11 protein-coding genes are annotated in these 14,975 nt (G+C 61.6%); 10 read left to right on the top strand and 1 reads right to left on the bottom strand.

Translation table 11 applies throughout. The annotated features are described in order from the left end of the window. Positions 1–108: 108 nt before the first annotated feature. The 10 genes from ACWTU8_RS10480 to ACWTU8_RS10435 all read left to right on the top strand — a co-directional run bounded on the left by ACWTU8_RS10480 (position 109) and on the right by ACWTU8_RS10435 (position 12,640). Positions 109–1,674 (top strand): glucosamine inositolphosphorylceramide transferase family protein, encoded by a 1,566-nt coding sequence (locus ACWTU8_RS10480; protein WP_455848022.1) that lies wholly within the window; start codon positions 109–111, stop codon positions 1,672–1,674. Positions 1,675–2,444: 770 nt separating this feature from the next. After that, on the top strand, positions 2,445–3,263 hold the full coding sequence (locus ACWTU8_RS10475; protein WP_455848021.1) for a glycosyltransferase family 2 protein: 819 nt from the start codon (positions 2,445–2,447) through the stop codon (positions 3,261–3,263). Then, on the top strand, positions 3,251–4,396 hold the full coding sequence (locus ACWTU8_RS10470; protein ID WP_455848020.1) for a glycosyltransferase family 4 protein: 1,146 nt from the start codon (positions 3,251–3,253) through the stop codon (positions 4,394–4,396). Before ACWTU8_RS10475 ends, ACWTU8_RS10470 begins: the two co-directional genes overlap by 13 nt. After that, entirely contained in the window at positions 4,372–6,363 is a 1,992-nt protein-coding gene (locus ACWTU8_RS10465) for a hypothetical protein (RefSeq protein WP_455848019.1), read from the top strand. The genes ACWTU8_RS10470 and ACWTU8_RS10465 overlap by 25 nt, the downstream gene beginning before the upstream one ends. Then, the gene (locus tag ACWTU8_RS10460) at positions 6,350–7,108 is read left to right on the top strand and encodes a hypothetical protein (RefSeq protein ID WP_455848018.1); all 759 of its coding nucleotides are present in this window, start codon (positions 6,350–6,352) and stop codon (positions 7,106–7,108) included. Before ACWTU8_RS10465 ends, ACWTU8_RS10460 begins: the two co-directional genes overlap by 14 nt. A 14-nt stretch (positions 7,109–7,122) precedes the next feature. Continuing rightward, positions 7,123–8,400, top strand: coding sequence for a glycosyltransferase family 4 protein (locus tag ACWTU8_RS10455; RefSeq protein ID WP_455848017.1), 1,278 nt, complete (start codon positions 7,123–7,125; stop codon positions 8,398–8,400). Next, positions 8,391–9,728: a hypothetical protein gene (locus ACWTU8_RS10450; RefSeq protein ID WP_455848016.1), complete on the top strand. Its 1,338-nt coding sequence runs from the start codon at positions 8,391–8,393 to the stop codon at positions 9,726–9,728. Before ACWTU8_RS10455 ends, ACWTU8_RS10450 begins: the two co-directional genes overlap by 10 nt. A gap of 13 nt (positions 9,729–9,741) precedes the next feature. Next, positions 9,742–11,004, top strand: a complete 1,263-nt coding sequence (locus tag ACWTU8_RS10445) for a GNAT family N-acetyltransferase (protein ID WP_455848015.1) — start codon at positions 9,742–9,744, stop codon at positions 11,002–11,004. Between the two features lie 93 nt (positions 11,005–11,097). Continuing rightward, a complete protein-coding gene (locus ACWTU8_RS10440; protein ID WP_455848014.1) occupies positions 11,098–11,478 on the top strand; it encodes an FAD-dependent monooxygenase in 381 nt (126 codons plus the stop codon). Then, positions 11,471–12,640, top strand: a complete 1,170-nt coding sequence (locus ACWTU8_RS10435; RefSeq protein ID WP_455848013.1) for an FAD-dependent oxidoreductase — start codon at positions 11,471–11,473, stop codon at positions 12,638–12,640. The genes ACWTU8_RS10440 and ACWTU8_RS10435 overlap by 8 nt, the downstream gene beginning before the upstream one ends. 96 nt (positions 12,641–12,736) lie before the next feature. Here ACWTU8_RS10435 and ACWTU8_RS10430 read toward each other — a convergent pair whose 3' ends face one another. Next, entirely contained in the window at positions 12,737–14,440 is a 1,704-nt protein-coding gene (locus ACWTU8_RS10430) for a polysaccharide biosynthesis/export family protein (protein WP_455848012.1), read from the bottom strand. Positions 14,441–14,975 lie beyond the last annotated feature (535 nt).

Below are 14,975 nucleotides of genomic sequence, written 5' to 3'. Positions count from 1 at the left end.
CCTTTGGCTCGCCGGCCAGCGGCGGAGTCCAGTGTAGGCGGATCGCCTGAGGTGGTCTCGTCAAAGCTGTGAGCTGGCGTCCTTTTTGAAATCGCCGTGAGAACAACAATGCGCATATGCCTGAGTCTCGATCCGTCCCGGCTACTGCGGTGGCACCTCTGGCTGGCAGAAGCGCTCGCTGAGGTGCCCGGCAACGAAGTCTCCTGCGCTTTGGCAGCCGGTAGCCGCCCGCTGCCGTTAATCTGCCGTCTGCTGCTCGAACTCGAACGACTGGTCTATGGCTTTCGTGGGAACGGCGCCATCGACCCCGTCGAGGCGGCGCTGCGGTGCCTGCCGCCGCCTCAGGCCGACCAAGTGGATGTGGTGATCGATCTGAGCGGGGCGGAATCGCTGCCGGCGGCGCGCCGCGTGCTCACCCCGGTTTTCAACGGCGCACCCGGCGAGATCGGAATCGTGGCAGCCTGGTTGAATCGTCAGGATCTACTCGTCGACCTGCATGACACGGCGCGCCCGTTGCGGCCGTGGACGGCGCGTCCGGCCAGTGGAGACCGTGAAGTGTTGGCAGCGAGGCTCGACAGCGCCCTTTCCTGCGCTGTGCCGCTGATCCTCAAAGCCCTGTGCGAGGAAACCGGTTCAGCCGCGTCCGGTATCCCCGGTCCACGGATGGCAGTGCCTTCGTTTGGCGCGCTTTCGGCGCTTGCAAGAGCGACCGGCACGGTTGCATCGAAGGCGATCGGGCTTTTGGACGTCCTGGCGAGGGGCGGCAGGATGTGGGGGATTGGCTGGCGCTTCGATGAATCGGCGAGCCTGCTCGACAAAGGCGAAGCAGCCTTCCGGGTGCTCACCGGAAATGCCGACAGCTACCTTGCCGACCCATTCCCGTTCCGGCACCAGGGGCAGGATTTCATTTTTGTCGAACAGTACCTCTACTCGAAGAACCGGGGGTGCATTGCGGTCGTGACAGTGAACCGGGACGGGACAGCCGGCGCATCCCGGATCGTCGTGGAGGAACCGCATCACCTCTCGTACCCGTTCGTGTTCGAGCAGGATGGGCAGATCTGGATGATCCCCGAATCGGGGGCGGCCAGAAATGTCAGCCTCTACCGGGCAGTGGAATTCCCTTACCGGTGGACGCGGGAGGCCTGCCTCATGGAAGGCATTGAGGGCTACGATACCACGCCGCTCTGGCATGCGGGCGGGTTTTGGTTTTTCGTCAGCCCAAGGCTGTTGAGGTCCACGTCCTGGGATGTCCTCAGCCTCTACCGTGCCGAGAGCCTGACCGGATCTTGGACGCCCCATGCCGCCAACCCCGTCCTGATCGATGCCAGGCTCAGCCGCCCCGCTGGCGCCGTCATCCGACACGGCGGACGCACGCTACGCCCGGTCCAAGATTGCGCGCGCGTTTATGGCGGCGCGGTGACGTTCTGCCAGATCGATGCGCTCGGGGCGTCGGAGTTTGCCCAGACCCCGGTCGGTCGCATTTGGTCCGGAGCGTTGGGGTGTCACACCTACAACCGCCGGTCTGGCTTGGAGGTGATCGACCTGTTCGGGCATATCCGGGGTTTGCGAGAGGTCACGACCTCCTATCGTTTGCCGGTACCTGACGCGCCGGTCTCGGGACCGGGTGGGCAGTCCCTCTCTTGGCCGGTCTCGTCCGGGTCAGCCCACCCGTAGCCCAGGTGGTCGAGCGCAAGGTACCCCGCCTGCGAAGGGCCGTGGCGCGCCCGACCTTTCTCGGGCACAGAATAAGCTGGGATATCACGGCCGAGTGAAGGAGCGAGCCCCACCTGCACATCGCAGCTTCTGGCCAGTGGCAATGTCAGCGTTGCGATGGACGTTCATTTCTTCGCGCCGACGACCTTCGCTGCCTTCCGCACGGCTCGCTCAGTAGAAATTGTCGCTTGTGAACTAGTGCCGGCCGCGGGTCGATGGATGTCCTCGCTGGCGTTGAAGGTGGCCCAGAGGTCTAATCGGGTTTGGCAACGCCGCCAGCACAGCTGCTGAAGATGATCAGTGGCGCTGCCGTGCTATCCGCGCAGGTGGTATGGACTGGAAATAACCTTAAGGGATACCCCAAAAGAGCTAACCATCTATTGCCTTTTCCTAATCATCTATCGCCCTTCCATTTCAGATCTGCATCAGTAATGCTTGCACAACAAACTAAGATTAGGGGGCAATCTAAGATTAGGGGGCAATTAGGGGCTGAAAGCGTACCATCTTCTTTCATTTCATCTTCGTTTCATTATGGCCGGGAGTCCGCATATGGTTGGATCAAGCACATCCGTGGATGTGGCGGTCATTGGAGCTGGTCGCGACGGCTTGTTGCTGGCCGCGCATTTGCGCGCGCGCGATGTGGAGCACCGGATTTTCGGGGAGCTCATGGGGTCATGGAAGCACAATATGCCCCCCGGATGGGTCCCATCGTACGACCTCGAAGCGCTGCCATGAACGCCGGTCTCTCCAGCATTCTCGCCCCCGTCGGTGCCACATCGCCGCCCGACCTGATTAATTTCGCGCTGCGGCGATCGCTGACTCTGCCCCGAGTCAGCTTCGTCGTCCCGACGCTCAATGAAGCCGAGAACCTCCCTTGGCTTCTGCCGCGCATCCCCAACTGGGCGCATGAGATCATTATTGTGGATGGTCATTCGACTGACGATACGGTCGCGGTCGCGCGTCGCCTGCGCGAGGACGTGAAGGTTGTCATGGAGCCCCGTCGGGGCAAGGGCGCTGCACTGCAAGCGGGATTCCTGGCCGCCACAGGCGACATCATCGTCATGCTGGACGCCGATGGCTCCATGGTCCCGGAGGAGGCGATCGTTTTTGTCAGTGCGCTGATGGCCGGCGCGGATCTCGTTAAGGGTTCACGCTTTATCCAGGGCGCCGGCACCGGTGACATGTCGCTGTTCCGGATGTTCGGCAACAGGGGGCTGACCCTGTTCGTGCGGCTGCTCTATGGCGGTTGGTTCTCCGATCTATGCTACGGATACATAGCCTTCTGGAGCAAGCACGTCGCCACGCTGAACTGCGATTGCGACGGGTTCGAGATCGAGACCCTCATCAACGTGCGAGCCTTGAAGAACCACCTCAATATCGTCGAGGTGGCGAGTTTCGAGGCTCCGCGCATCAGCGGTGTGAGCCATCTGCGCGCCCTCCCGGACGGCTGGCGCGTCCTGAAAACCATCCTGCGCGAGAGGGTGCACCCACAGCACAGGCGGGGCGCGACAGCCTGTGATGGCGGTGGACAAACCCGATGCGAATCCTGATGGTTGCCGCCCGCTGCTATCCTCTCATAGGCGGCATCGAAACTCACATCCAGGAAGTCGGTGCCCGCTTGGTGGCGCGTGGCCACTCGGTCGACGTGCTCACCACCGATCCCTCGGGGGAGTTGCCGGTTGAGGAGGAGATGCGCGGCATGCGCGTGCGGCGCGTGCGGGCCTGGCCGAGGGAGCTGGACCTTTATGCTGCGCCCGGCATTTATACCGCGATCCGGCGCGGGGCTTGGGATCTGATCCATTTCCAAGGTTACAACACCTTCGTGGCGCCGATCGGGCTGCTCGCGGCCGTCCGCGGGGACCTGCCGTTCATCCTGACCTTCCACAGCGGCGGGCATTCCTCCCGGCTGCGCAACGCCGTGCGCGGCACACAGCACGCGCTGCTCCGGCCGCTGGTGGCCCGGGCCGCGCGGCTGATAGGCGTCTCCGAATTCGAAGCCGACTTCTTCAGCGTGAGGATGGGCGTGCCGCGGGAACGGTTTGTCGTTATCCCGAACGGCGCCGCGATGCCAGCCGGGAGCCCCGGCATCAAGGTCGATCCACACCTGATCGTCTCGGGCGGCAGGCTGGAGCGCTATAAGGGCCATCACCGGGTGATTGGGGCCTTGCCCGAACTGATCCACAGGGTACCGGACGTGCGACTGCACATCGTCGGAACAGGCCCGTACGAGGGAGAATTGCGGCGCCTCGTCGCGACGCTCGGCCTCGAGAAGCGGGTCACTATCGAAGCTATCCCCGGATCCGAGCGGCAGAAAATGGCAGACCTTCTGGCGAGCGCCGCGCTGTTCGTGCTGTTCAGCGACTACGAAGCCCATCCGGTTGCCGTCATGGAAGCCCTGTCGCTGCGCCGTCCGGTCCTTGTCAGCGACACGTCCGGGCTGCGGGAGCTGGCCGCCAAGGGCCTGTGCAGGGCGATTCCGCCCAACGCCGGTCCGAAAGAGCTGGCCGCCGCCATGGCCGAGGAGCTGAGGGCCCATCGGGAGGTCCCGGATTTGGTTTTGCCGGACTGGGATGCCTGCGCTCAAGCGCTGAACGACGTTTACTGTGAGGTCCTGAGCAGCCGATCCACGGTCCGCTTGCCCTCCGGCGGCGTGACATCGTGGCCCCCTGCGACGAGGGCATGATGCTGATGATGGCGGCTCATTTCACCGCGGGAAGCAGAATCAACCCGCTCCAGGCCGGGATAAGGTTCGTCTCGGCCGTTATCGGTCCCGACCTTCGCGGGGGCAGCGCCGATACCCCGCCGCAACGGGCCAACTCCGGATGGATCGCGGTTCTGTGCCTGACGGTCGCTACGGCTCTGCTCCTGGTCGTGGCCGGGCACGCCGCCGGGCGCCGGGGCTATGACGTGGCGCCGCTGCTCTTCTGGCCCGGTATCGTTCTCCTGGTCGCTCCGACCAGCCTTCGCATAGCTTGGCCGACAACAGCCAGGGGCGAGCGCGTCTTCCTCCTGTTCCTGCTTGCCGAAGCCCTTTTCTACTGCAAGGTAGTCTATTCCCCGACGAGCTTCATCGGCCACGACGAGTTCTTGCACTGGATCGCAGCCGACGATCTTATGACGGCACGGCGGCTATTTCTGTCGAACCCGCTTCTCCCGATCGGGCCAACGTATCCCGCCCTGGAAATCGTTTCGACGGCGACCGTCAATCTGACGGGATTGCCATTGTTTGTGGCGGGGACGCTACTGTTGGCCGTCCTCAAGGGCACGTTCATCGGTGCCCTGTTTCTGTTCTTCGAAAGCATCACCGGATCGCCGCGAATCGCGGCCATCGCCTGTCTGGCCTATATGGGCTGCTCAACCTTCGTCCTGTTCGAGTCGATGTTCTCATACGAGAGCCTCGGCATCGTGCTGTGCGTGCTGATCTTCGCCGTCGAGGCAGCATCGAAGGACCTCGTCGGACGAGAGCGGCTGAAGGCGCTTGGGCTGATCGCCCTGCTGTTGATGAGCCTTTCGGTCACGCATCACCTCGCGGCCTTCTACGCCGCCATCTATCTCGGAGCGGTGGCATTCCTCGAGGCCTTGCGCCGGGACGCCTCCATGCGGAGCGAAGCGAGGATCGCAGTGGGCTTCACGGGGATGCTGGCAATCGCCCTGCCAATCCTGTGGATGGAGGCGCGGGGCAACCATCTCGCAGGTTATCTCGGACCCATCATCGAAACTGGCTTCAAGACATTGCTCGGAAAGATCACGGGCGCCCCAAACTCGGACCAGCTCGGCGCGCCACCGCAGCCCCTCGCCATGCGGCTGACCACGCTGCTCGCAATCCTGCTGTTGGCACTTGGGCTGGCGACAGGATTCTTTCGGTCGCTGGCCATGGCGACGCCGAGCGACGCGCGGACGGGTTGGCGTCCGCTTCAGGATGTTCTCGGGAGGCGATGGCGCGACAGCCGCGTCGTTTTTCTCAGCCTGCTGGCCTTCGGCTTCCCGATCTCGGTGGCTTTCCGGCTGACCATCGGCGGATGGGAAATCGGCAACCGCATGGGAACGTTCGTATTCATCGCCGTCGGGCTGGTCGTCGGGGTGAGCGTCGTCCACTTTTGGGAGGGCCGCACGCTACGCGGGTGGCGCCGCATCGCACCGGCCGTTGCTCTGGCGGTCATCGTCCTGGGCGGTGTCACGAGCGCTACGATCGAACCTTTACGTGGACGCTACAGGGTGGCGGCCGACCAGCAATCGATCGAATCCATGGGGATCGAAACGGCGCTGTGGACCAAAGTTTGGCTCGGGGCCGGCAACCGCTTCACATCCGACCGCATAAATCGCCTGCTGCTCGCAAGCTACGGGCGGCAGGACGTGAGAGTAAAGATCGTCGAAGGCGTGCCTCCCTCGCGGGTGTTCGAGAACGAGACATTGGGGCCTGACGACTTTTGGGCCTTGGTGAGAAGCGATATCGATTTCCTGCTGGTGGACCTGCGTCTGTCCACTGCCCCGCCGGTGCTCGGCTTCTACTTCGAGCCGTGGCAACGGCGGGGAACGCCGCTCTCGGGCGCAGAGCTGCTTAAGTTCAATGACATCAAGGGCGTCACCCGCATCTACGACAACGGCTGGATCGTCATCTATGACGTGAGGGGATTGCATGAGAATTTGTAGCAAGCTGGACCTTCTGGCCGCGTGCCTGTGGGCGGGGGCCGCGGTGGCAGCTGTTGCGGTCAGCGACAGTTTGCTCATCCGTACTGCCCTGGGCGCGCCCATGGTGTTCCTCGTCTCGGGCCACACGGTGCTGCGGGCCATTGGCGTGAGGACGGGCTCCGCGTTGCAACACTTCGTCTACGCGGTCGGCGCAAGCCTCGCCGCCGGCATCGCCGGGGGCTTTGCCCTGAACGCCGCGGGCTCCCTTACGCCGCTCGGCTGGGCGCTGTGGTTGTGGGGCGTGACGGCAGCCGCGGCACTGGTGGCCGCCGGCCGCCGCGACACTCCCGATCTGCCAGCCTGGCCGGCTCCGGCGCGGGTCCGGCTCTGGCAGGGGGCCGCGTTCATGCTAGCGCTGCTTGTGGCGACCGGAGCCTATGCGCTGGCCGTCCGGGACGAAGCGGCCTACCGGGAATTCAAATACACCGCGTTCTGGTTGTTGTCGTCGGCCAGTGGCGAGTCCGGCCGGATCACCGTCGGCATCAGGAGCGCCGAGACTCAAACTCAGCTGTTGGACCTGGAAATCACCCTCGACGGGCAACCGTTCGCCATCTTCCGATCGCTCACCATCGCGCCGGGCGAGAGCTGGGCGCGGGAGATCCCGGTGCCCGTTTTGGCCACCCCGCAGAAGGCGGATGCCCGGCTCTATCGGCCGGAAGACAACCGACTCTACCGCAGCGTTTCGACGCTGGTGCCGCACATCTGAAACGGGGCCTGACCATGCGCATCCTGCTACTGTCGCAGTTCTATCCTCCGGTGATCGGGGGAGAGGAGCGGCACATCCGCAACCTCGGCGCGGCGTTGGCGCAGCGGGGCCATCACGTGAGCGTCGGGACCTTGATGCATCCCGGATCGCCCGAAACCGAGCTGGACGGCGCGGTCCGCGTGCATCGCCTGCGCGGCACGCTCCAGCGTCTGTCGAGCCTCCACAGCGATCCCGAGCGCCGCCATGCACCGCCCTTTCCGGATCCCGAACTGGTGCTTGCCCTGAAGCGGCTGGTCGCCCGGGAGGAGCCGGACATCGTCCACGCCCACAACTGGATCTACGCGTCCTTCCTGCCGCTCAAAGGTCTGAGTGGGGCACGCCTCGTGGTTACGCTCCACGATTACGGTCTTGTCTGCGCCAAGAAGAACTTCATGCACTTGGGCGCCAATCTCTGCAGTGGCCCAGCGCCGGCCAAGTGCCTGCCCTGCGCTACAAGGCATTACGGGGCGGTGAAGGCAGCCGCGACCACCTTGGGCAATTGGGCGTCGAGCTTCGCCGCTCGGCGCGCGGTGGACCGCTTCATCGCGGTGAGCCACGCGGTGGCGCGTCACACCGGACTGACCGAAGGCAGCGCCCCCTACGAGGTCATCCCCAACTTCGTGCCCGACGATGTCGGGGTACTTGGCCCGGAAGATCCCTGCCTGCGGGAGCTACCCCGGGATGAATTCATCCTGTTCGTCGGTGACATGATGCGCCTCAAGGGCATTGACGTTCTCCTGCAAGCCTATGCCGGCCTGGAGCGGGCGCCGCAGCTGGTCCTGATCGGGCGCCGAGTCGCCGATACGCCAACAGAGTTTCCGCCGAACGTCCGCGTCTTCAGCACATGGCCGCATTCCGCCATCATGCATGCTTGGCGGCGCTCACTGTACGGCGTACTGCCGTCGGTCGGGCCCGAAGCCTGCGCGACGGTCATCATGGAAGCGATGGCGTCCGGCAAGGCGGTCGTTGCAACCGGCGTCGGCGGCATGCCGGATCTAGTCGATCATGGCGAGACTGGGCTTCTCGTGCCGCCCGGTGATGCGCACGCCCTTTCCCACGCAATGCAGACCCTTCTGGAGAACCGCGCCTTGCTCGCCCGCCTGGAGGCGACAAGCCTCGCCAGGGTCGGCCGCCTCAAGGCCGGAGCGGTCGTGACCCGGATCGAGCAGGTCTACCGGGACGTCCTGCGCCCAGCCGCCAGCAGGGCAGCGGTGCCGGCGCAGCAAGGTTCGGGAGAGCCATCTTGCCGGTAGACCTCGTCAGGACGGCCATTATTCGCGCCCGACGAGAGCTTCGAAAGAGCGCCGCGCTCGTGCTGAATTCCAGCGCTCTGGCGATCGGAACGATTGCAACGGCCGGTCTCGGGTTTGTCTATTGGTGGCTCGCGGCGCGGCTGTTTCCGCCGGAAGTGATCGGCAAGGCCGCCGCCCTCCTGTCCGTGATGGCGTTCGTCGGCCTGCTGGGGGAGGGCGGGCTCGGGACCCTGCTGATGGGTGAAATCGTACGGCATCCAGGCAGGGACCGCGGCCTCGTGGCCGCTGCAGCGTCCATCGGGGTGGTGCTGGGGGTCGGCCTGGCCGTGGTATTTGTCTTCGGAGATGCGTACCTCAACAGCTCGACCGAGTCGATCGGCGGCTGGCTCCAAAGAGTTGCATTCGTCCTCGGCTGCGGCCTGACGGTTCTCGCCATGATGGTCGACCAGGCCTTCGTCGGCAACCTGCGCAGCACCGGCAGGATGATCCGGCAAGTGCTGTTCTCCACATTCAAGCTGCTGCTGATCGCCTGCGCTGCGGCCGCCGGCCACACGTCCAGTGCCGCGCTTCTTCTGACCTGGGTGGCCGGCCTGCTGGCGTCCTTTGTCGGCGTCGATCTCTTGACCCGGGGCGGCGCGCGTCGTCTTGTTGGGGCCCCCGATTTTCAGCTGCTCCATATTCTCCGACGCAAGGTGGTCGACCATTACGCGCTCGATGTGGCCGTGCAGGCCCCGAGCGTCATCATGCCCTACCTTGTGCTGGTTCTCCTGTCGCCCACCACAAATGCCGCCTTCGTGGCGTTGTGGATGCTGGTCTCTATGGCGTCATTGATTCCCGCAGCCATGGCCACGGTCCTGTTCCCCGTGATCAGGGCATGCCCGAAACAATCCAGACACGATGTCCTTGTATCGGTGACGGCGTCATTGCTCTTCTCGCTGGTCTGCGCCGTCATAGTCTTCACCTATTCGCAGCAGATCCTTGCGGTCTTCAATCCAGCGTATCCTGAGATCGCCGGTTCGAGCCTGCGCTTCCTCGGCTTCAGCCTGTTGGGATCAACGCTCAAATTTCATGCCTGTACGCTGGCGCGGTTGGGCGACAGGATGCGCAAGGCATCTCGCTGGTTCGCGCTTGGCGGATTGCTGGAGCTGTGCTTCGTGGTCGCGGGGGCGAAGCTTGGTGGACTTCAAGGCCTGGTCCTAGGCTGGACGCTCGCCGTCAGCATCGAGGGTGCATGTGCCGCCCTGATTTTGGCCTTTGCGGTGAAACTGGATTCTGCCGCCGGCCCCGCGCAGCACGAACGGCCGACTGCGCCGCCGCTCCAGACTTGAGGAGACATCGATCATGGCGCTGGGTTTGGGATTTCAAGCAGAACATTCTCTAGCAGCAGGACTGGCTAAAACCTCTGTTACATTGGACACCCCAATGACGACCGCGAATATTGCTCTGCAAATTTTCACCGATATGGACGCGGTGGAAGCTCAGTGGAGAACATTAGAGCAGCATGCGGATTGTACCGTATTCCAATTGTTTGATTGGCAGATGGAATGGTATCGCCACATCGGCTCCAAAGAGAAACTGATTCCGGTGATCGTGCTGGGTCTCGACGATACCGGCGTGGCGGTTTTTATTCTGCCATTGGCGATCGAACGCCATGGTCTGATCCGCCGGCTGGTCTGGTTAGGATCGGAATTGTGCGATTATAATTCGCCCATCCTGGCGATAAATTTTAGCGATCACGTGAAACCTGGGCAATTCGGCCGGCTGTGGAAAGACATAATTCGGGCGATTCAAGACTATCCTCAACTTCGTTTCGACGCTGTTGAATTTTACAATATGCCCAGTGTTGTCGGCTCTCAACCTAATCCCTTTCTCGACTTGCCAGTCTTGTTGGCTAATTGCGGCGGACATGTCGCAACCCTCCCGGAAGCGAACTGGGATCGGTTTTATGCGTCAAAGTTTTCGAATTCGACGCTGCATACCCACCGGCGCAAGGCCAAAAACCTCGCCAAGCAAGGTGGCGGGGCGATTCGCTTTGTAGACGTGCAAGAGCAGGCCGAGATCGAGTGCACCATTACAAAGTTGATCGAACAAAAACGGAGCAGCTATGCCCGAATGGGTGTTCATGATATGTTCGCACGTCCGGGTTTTCGCGAATTTTACTTGGCGATTGTCGCCAATCCTCGCTTGCGCGAGGTCATCCATGTCACGCGGCTGGATGTGGCTGGGATTCCGGTGGCGACGGGTCTCGGTCTCCGGTTCAACTCCAGTTATTCACTGGTGATGTCGAGTTATGAGGACGAGTTCGCCAAATACAGTCCCGGGCGTCAGCATATTCAGGAAATGATGCAATATGCCATTGGCCAGAAGATGCAGAAATTCGATTTTACGATCGGCGACGAACCCTATAAGCTTTCATGGTCAGATATCAACCTGCCTTTGTTTTTCCATTTTGATAGCAGAACTTTGCGCGGTCGTATTGTAATTGCGGAGCGAATGGCGCTCCATTATGTGGATACATGGTATAATCAAACGACGTTGTTAAAGCCGCCGCTGCGGCAGGTTCTTCGTAAGACAAGACGATCCTTGCGTCGCATGTTTATCTGACCGACCGTTCACGAGTTTTTGATCTTGGAGCGGGATACAATCATCGAGCTTCTAGAAAAAGTATAGTATAATGCGATTACTTTGCGGGAGACTATGATGTATCGAGTAGATATTGGGACTGTCGGCGGCGGCTTGGGAGGCTCCATCGCCGCCGCGACGCTCGGGCGAGCCGGATGCTTGGTCGTCCTGATCGACGCGCATCATCCCTATCCGGAGGATTTTCGCTGCGAGAAGATTGAGGAGAAGCAGTTCAAGTTGCTTCGCGAGACTGGCCGGTTGATGGAGGGGATTGTTGCCGCGTCAACGCTGTTCACCGAACTGTGGATTGCGCGGTTTGGTCGCGTGATGAATAAGCGCCCCTGGTTTGGTTTTGCAGCAAAAGACGGAGTCTTGAATTTTCTTCGACACCGTTTGGTTCGCCGTCATGATCGTGTTGTCAATGAAGTGGTGGGCGAAGGAGCGGGAATTGAATAATATTGATGTAGCGGTCCTCGGGGGTGGTACCGCCGGCTCGTTAGCCGCTGCGATGCTTGGCCGGATGGGGATTTCGACCATCCTTGTTGATATCCATCAAGTCTATCCGGTGGAGTTTCGCTGCGAAAAACTCGATGGCGATCAAGTCGACTTGCTCAAAAAAACCGGGCTGGTGGATGCCGTATTGGCGGCTGCGACACCGATGACTGAGATATGGGTGGCCCGTCGCGGTTATGTCATTGGTAAAAAGCAAGGGAAACACGGCGAGCCCTGCGAATATGGGGTGGCTTATGAGGATTTGGTAAATGTTATTCGCCGCCAGATTCCAGATAGTGTCCAATTCATCTGCGCTAAAGTGACCAAAATAACGACGAGTTCCGACCGGCAGCAAATTACCCTGTCAAATGGTGACACATGGTCGACCCGATTGATTGTGGTAGCGACCGGCTTAAACAATGTCGTCCGGGGTGCGATCACGCGATCCGAGATCAGCAAATGCCACTCGATCAGTGTTGGTTTTGATCTCACCTCTAAAGCTGGTTTCAAATTTCAAGCTTTAACGTATTCTGCGGAAAAGCCAGGGCCTATGGGTTATGTGAGCATGTTTCCGATTGGTTCAAGAATGCGCGCCAATGCGTTCGTCTACCATGGTGATATACGCCATCCGTGGTGTCAGGAAGTGCGCACATCGCCATTATCTGCATTGTATTCGGTAATGCCCCGATTGAAGCGTCTCCTTGGTGATGCTGTCGTGTCAAGCGATATTCAGATTCGACCCGTTGATCTTTACGCCGCGCAGAATCATGAACAGCAACCTGGTCTGGTATTGGCTGGTGACAGTTTTGCTACCAGCGATCCGGCGGCGGGTACCGGTCTCAATAAAGTGCTAACCGACGTTGATCGGTTATGCCATCATATTCCGACATGGTTAGCCACGCCCGGAATGGGGATCGAGAAAATTCAGACATACTATAGTGATCCCGTCAAAGTTGCCTGTGATGAATGGTCGCTTGGTGAAGCATTTTACAACCGATCACTGGCGTCCGATACAACGCTTTTATGGCGTATTCGTCGGATGGGCTGGATTGGTCTCGATATTCTCGATATGATGGGGATCTCGATCCCACAACTTCGCTTGATGGCGGCAAGCGCAGTTCGTTGAGGAGCAGGCTGAGCTTGGCAGTATCGACAGCGTCTTCATGCCGGGTCTCCCGGCCATGAGAGAGCATAGCCGCGATTTTCTCGCAGGATAGCAGCGCTATTGTTGAATGCCATTCTCGAGAAGCGACGTTCCAAGACCATCGCCAGGTCTGCGCGCGGCCGGCAAGCTCTCGCCGGTCAGCGGCAAGGTCGGGACCGGCGAACCGGCCGGCTCTCTTGGCTCGCTAGCGCCCACGCTGATGTTGACGAGGTCGCCTGGCTGCAACAGGGTCATCCCATCGGACTCGATGCTGACCGGCCCGGCTGCCGATTGCCGCACGATTTGATAAGTTGCGCTGTTTGCGTCCTTCGCAAACTGCGCGCGGGTCACCGGCAACGTGTACAGGACGCCTTCGCTGGCGTTCAACTCGCGCACATTGGCCGCGATCTGGGTCTCCGTGGTCTCGATCTCGACCTCCAGATCGTTTCTGAGGTCGGCCCGGGTCCGCAACACCTCAGACTCTAGCCAAGCGAGGCGCTGCTTGGCGCTCGCGTACTGGTTGCGGGCGTCCTGCCGACGCTGTTGCGCGTCGGACAACTCACTCTGGATCTGATCCATCACCGTCATGCTGAGAACTTTGCGGTCCACGAGCGTGCGCATGCTGTCGACGCGCTCCTGGCGCAGCTTGATGAGTTCGTCGAACGACTCCATGCGCGCATAAGCGGCAACATCCTGCTTGGCCGCCTCCAGCGCGCGCATGGTCGCGCGCTCGCGATCCTTGCGGGCCGTGGCGACGGCCTTGCGCCGGTCGCTCTGCTCGTTCACGAGGTTGGCAGCTTCGGTCGCGCCGGCCAGCTCCAGCAACTGGCGCGGGATAGTGGGTTCCGTACCGTCGCGCTCGGCCTTCAGCACCGCCGCGCGCGCGAGCAACTTCAACATGGCATCGATCGCCCCGCTCCGCTTCTGGGTCTCACGCACGGCTTCGATCTTCTGCCACGGCTCGCTCTCGGCCCGGTCGAGTCCGCCGGCCAGCGCGATCGCGTGCAGGATCGTCATGCCGGCCGCGTACTTGAACGAGCCTGGATTCTTGACCGGGCCCAGCACGTAAATGGGCGGGCGCTCCAGCGGCAGGATGTTGACCAGTCCTTTGCGGCCCAGCAGTTGATTGAAGGTTTCCGCCAGTTCGGCCTGTACCTGTTGCGTCGACCGGTTGGCGACCGGAATGGAGCCAAGCAAGGGCACTGAAATCGTCCCGTCCTCTTGGACAATATATTCGCCGCTCAGTTCCGGACGCTGGAGGATGCCGTGCAAGGCCGAGGACGCGCGCCCCCACTTGTCTTCCTCGACGTCGACGCGCTCGTAGAACACGGCCTTGAGGCGATCGCCGACGCCGAAGAGGGCTCCGGTTGGCACGTCTGGCGCCTTGCCGAGGGTTTTGGGGCGCTCGGCACTGGTGGGGAGGGCAGGGACGGCGCTCCGTTCGACCGACGCCATAGTCGACGCATCCGGTCCCGTCCTGAGGGTTTTGGGGGGCTCGGCACTAGTGGGGACCGCAGGGACGGCGCTCCGTTCGACCGATGCCATGGTCGACGCATCCGGTCTCGACACGATCCCGCGGGAGGGTTCGGCCGTGGCTTGGACCGGATGTTCTTGCCAGCTATAGATAGCAGCAGACACCTTCTGCACTACGGCTCCGGAGACATCCTCGACCTTTTGCACCACTGCTCCGGAGGCATCCTCGACCTTCTGCATCATGGCGCCGGAGGCATCCTCGACCTTCTGCACCACTGCTCCGGAGGCATCCTTGACCTTTTGTACCATGGCTCTGGAAGCCTCCATGGCCCCCCCGTTTCTGACCGCGGCCCCTCCCAGGGCGGCGACCCCGCACAGCCCGAAGACAAGCAGGACGGCCTTTATTCCCCTGCGGGGGGCCGCCTGTGACGGGAAAGGGACGGGCCCGGAATTGTATTCTGTATCCATGGCCATGGCATATGGCTTTCATTTTCAAGCCCTCCCGTCCCGTCCCGAACTGGTCGAGGGTCGACGGGCAAGGCTCTGCCTTATCGTGAGGCTTCGCCGCCAGCGGCACAACTATCCCTTTGTGGGCACTCCTTCCGGATAAAGCGCGGCCTTGGGAGAACTCGTCCAATAGCCAGGTTGCTGCGCTGCAGGAGAACTTCTTTGATGGCAAACGGGACAAAAGCGATCGAAAGCAACGAAGAGGAACTCTTGGTTTACCGACGCAGCGTCTCGAACCGCCTGCGGCTCCGACATGCATTCGCAGGATGGGCCGTTTCCAACTTCATCATCCAGGTCCTGGAAGAACGAGCCGATCACCATTTACGGCTCCTAGTTG

The sequence above is a fragment of the Mesorhizobium sp. BHbdii genome (genome assembly GCF_053848045.1).
This window is presented reverse-complemented; position numbering and strand designations above follow the sequence as displayed.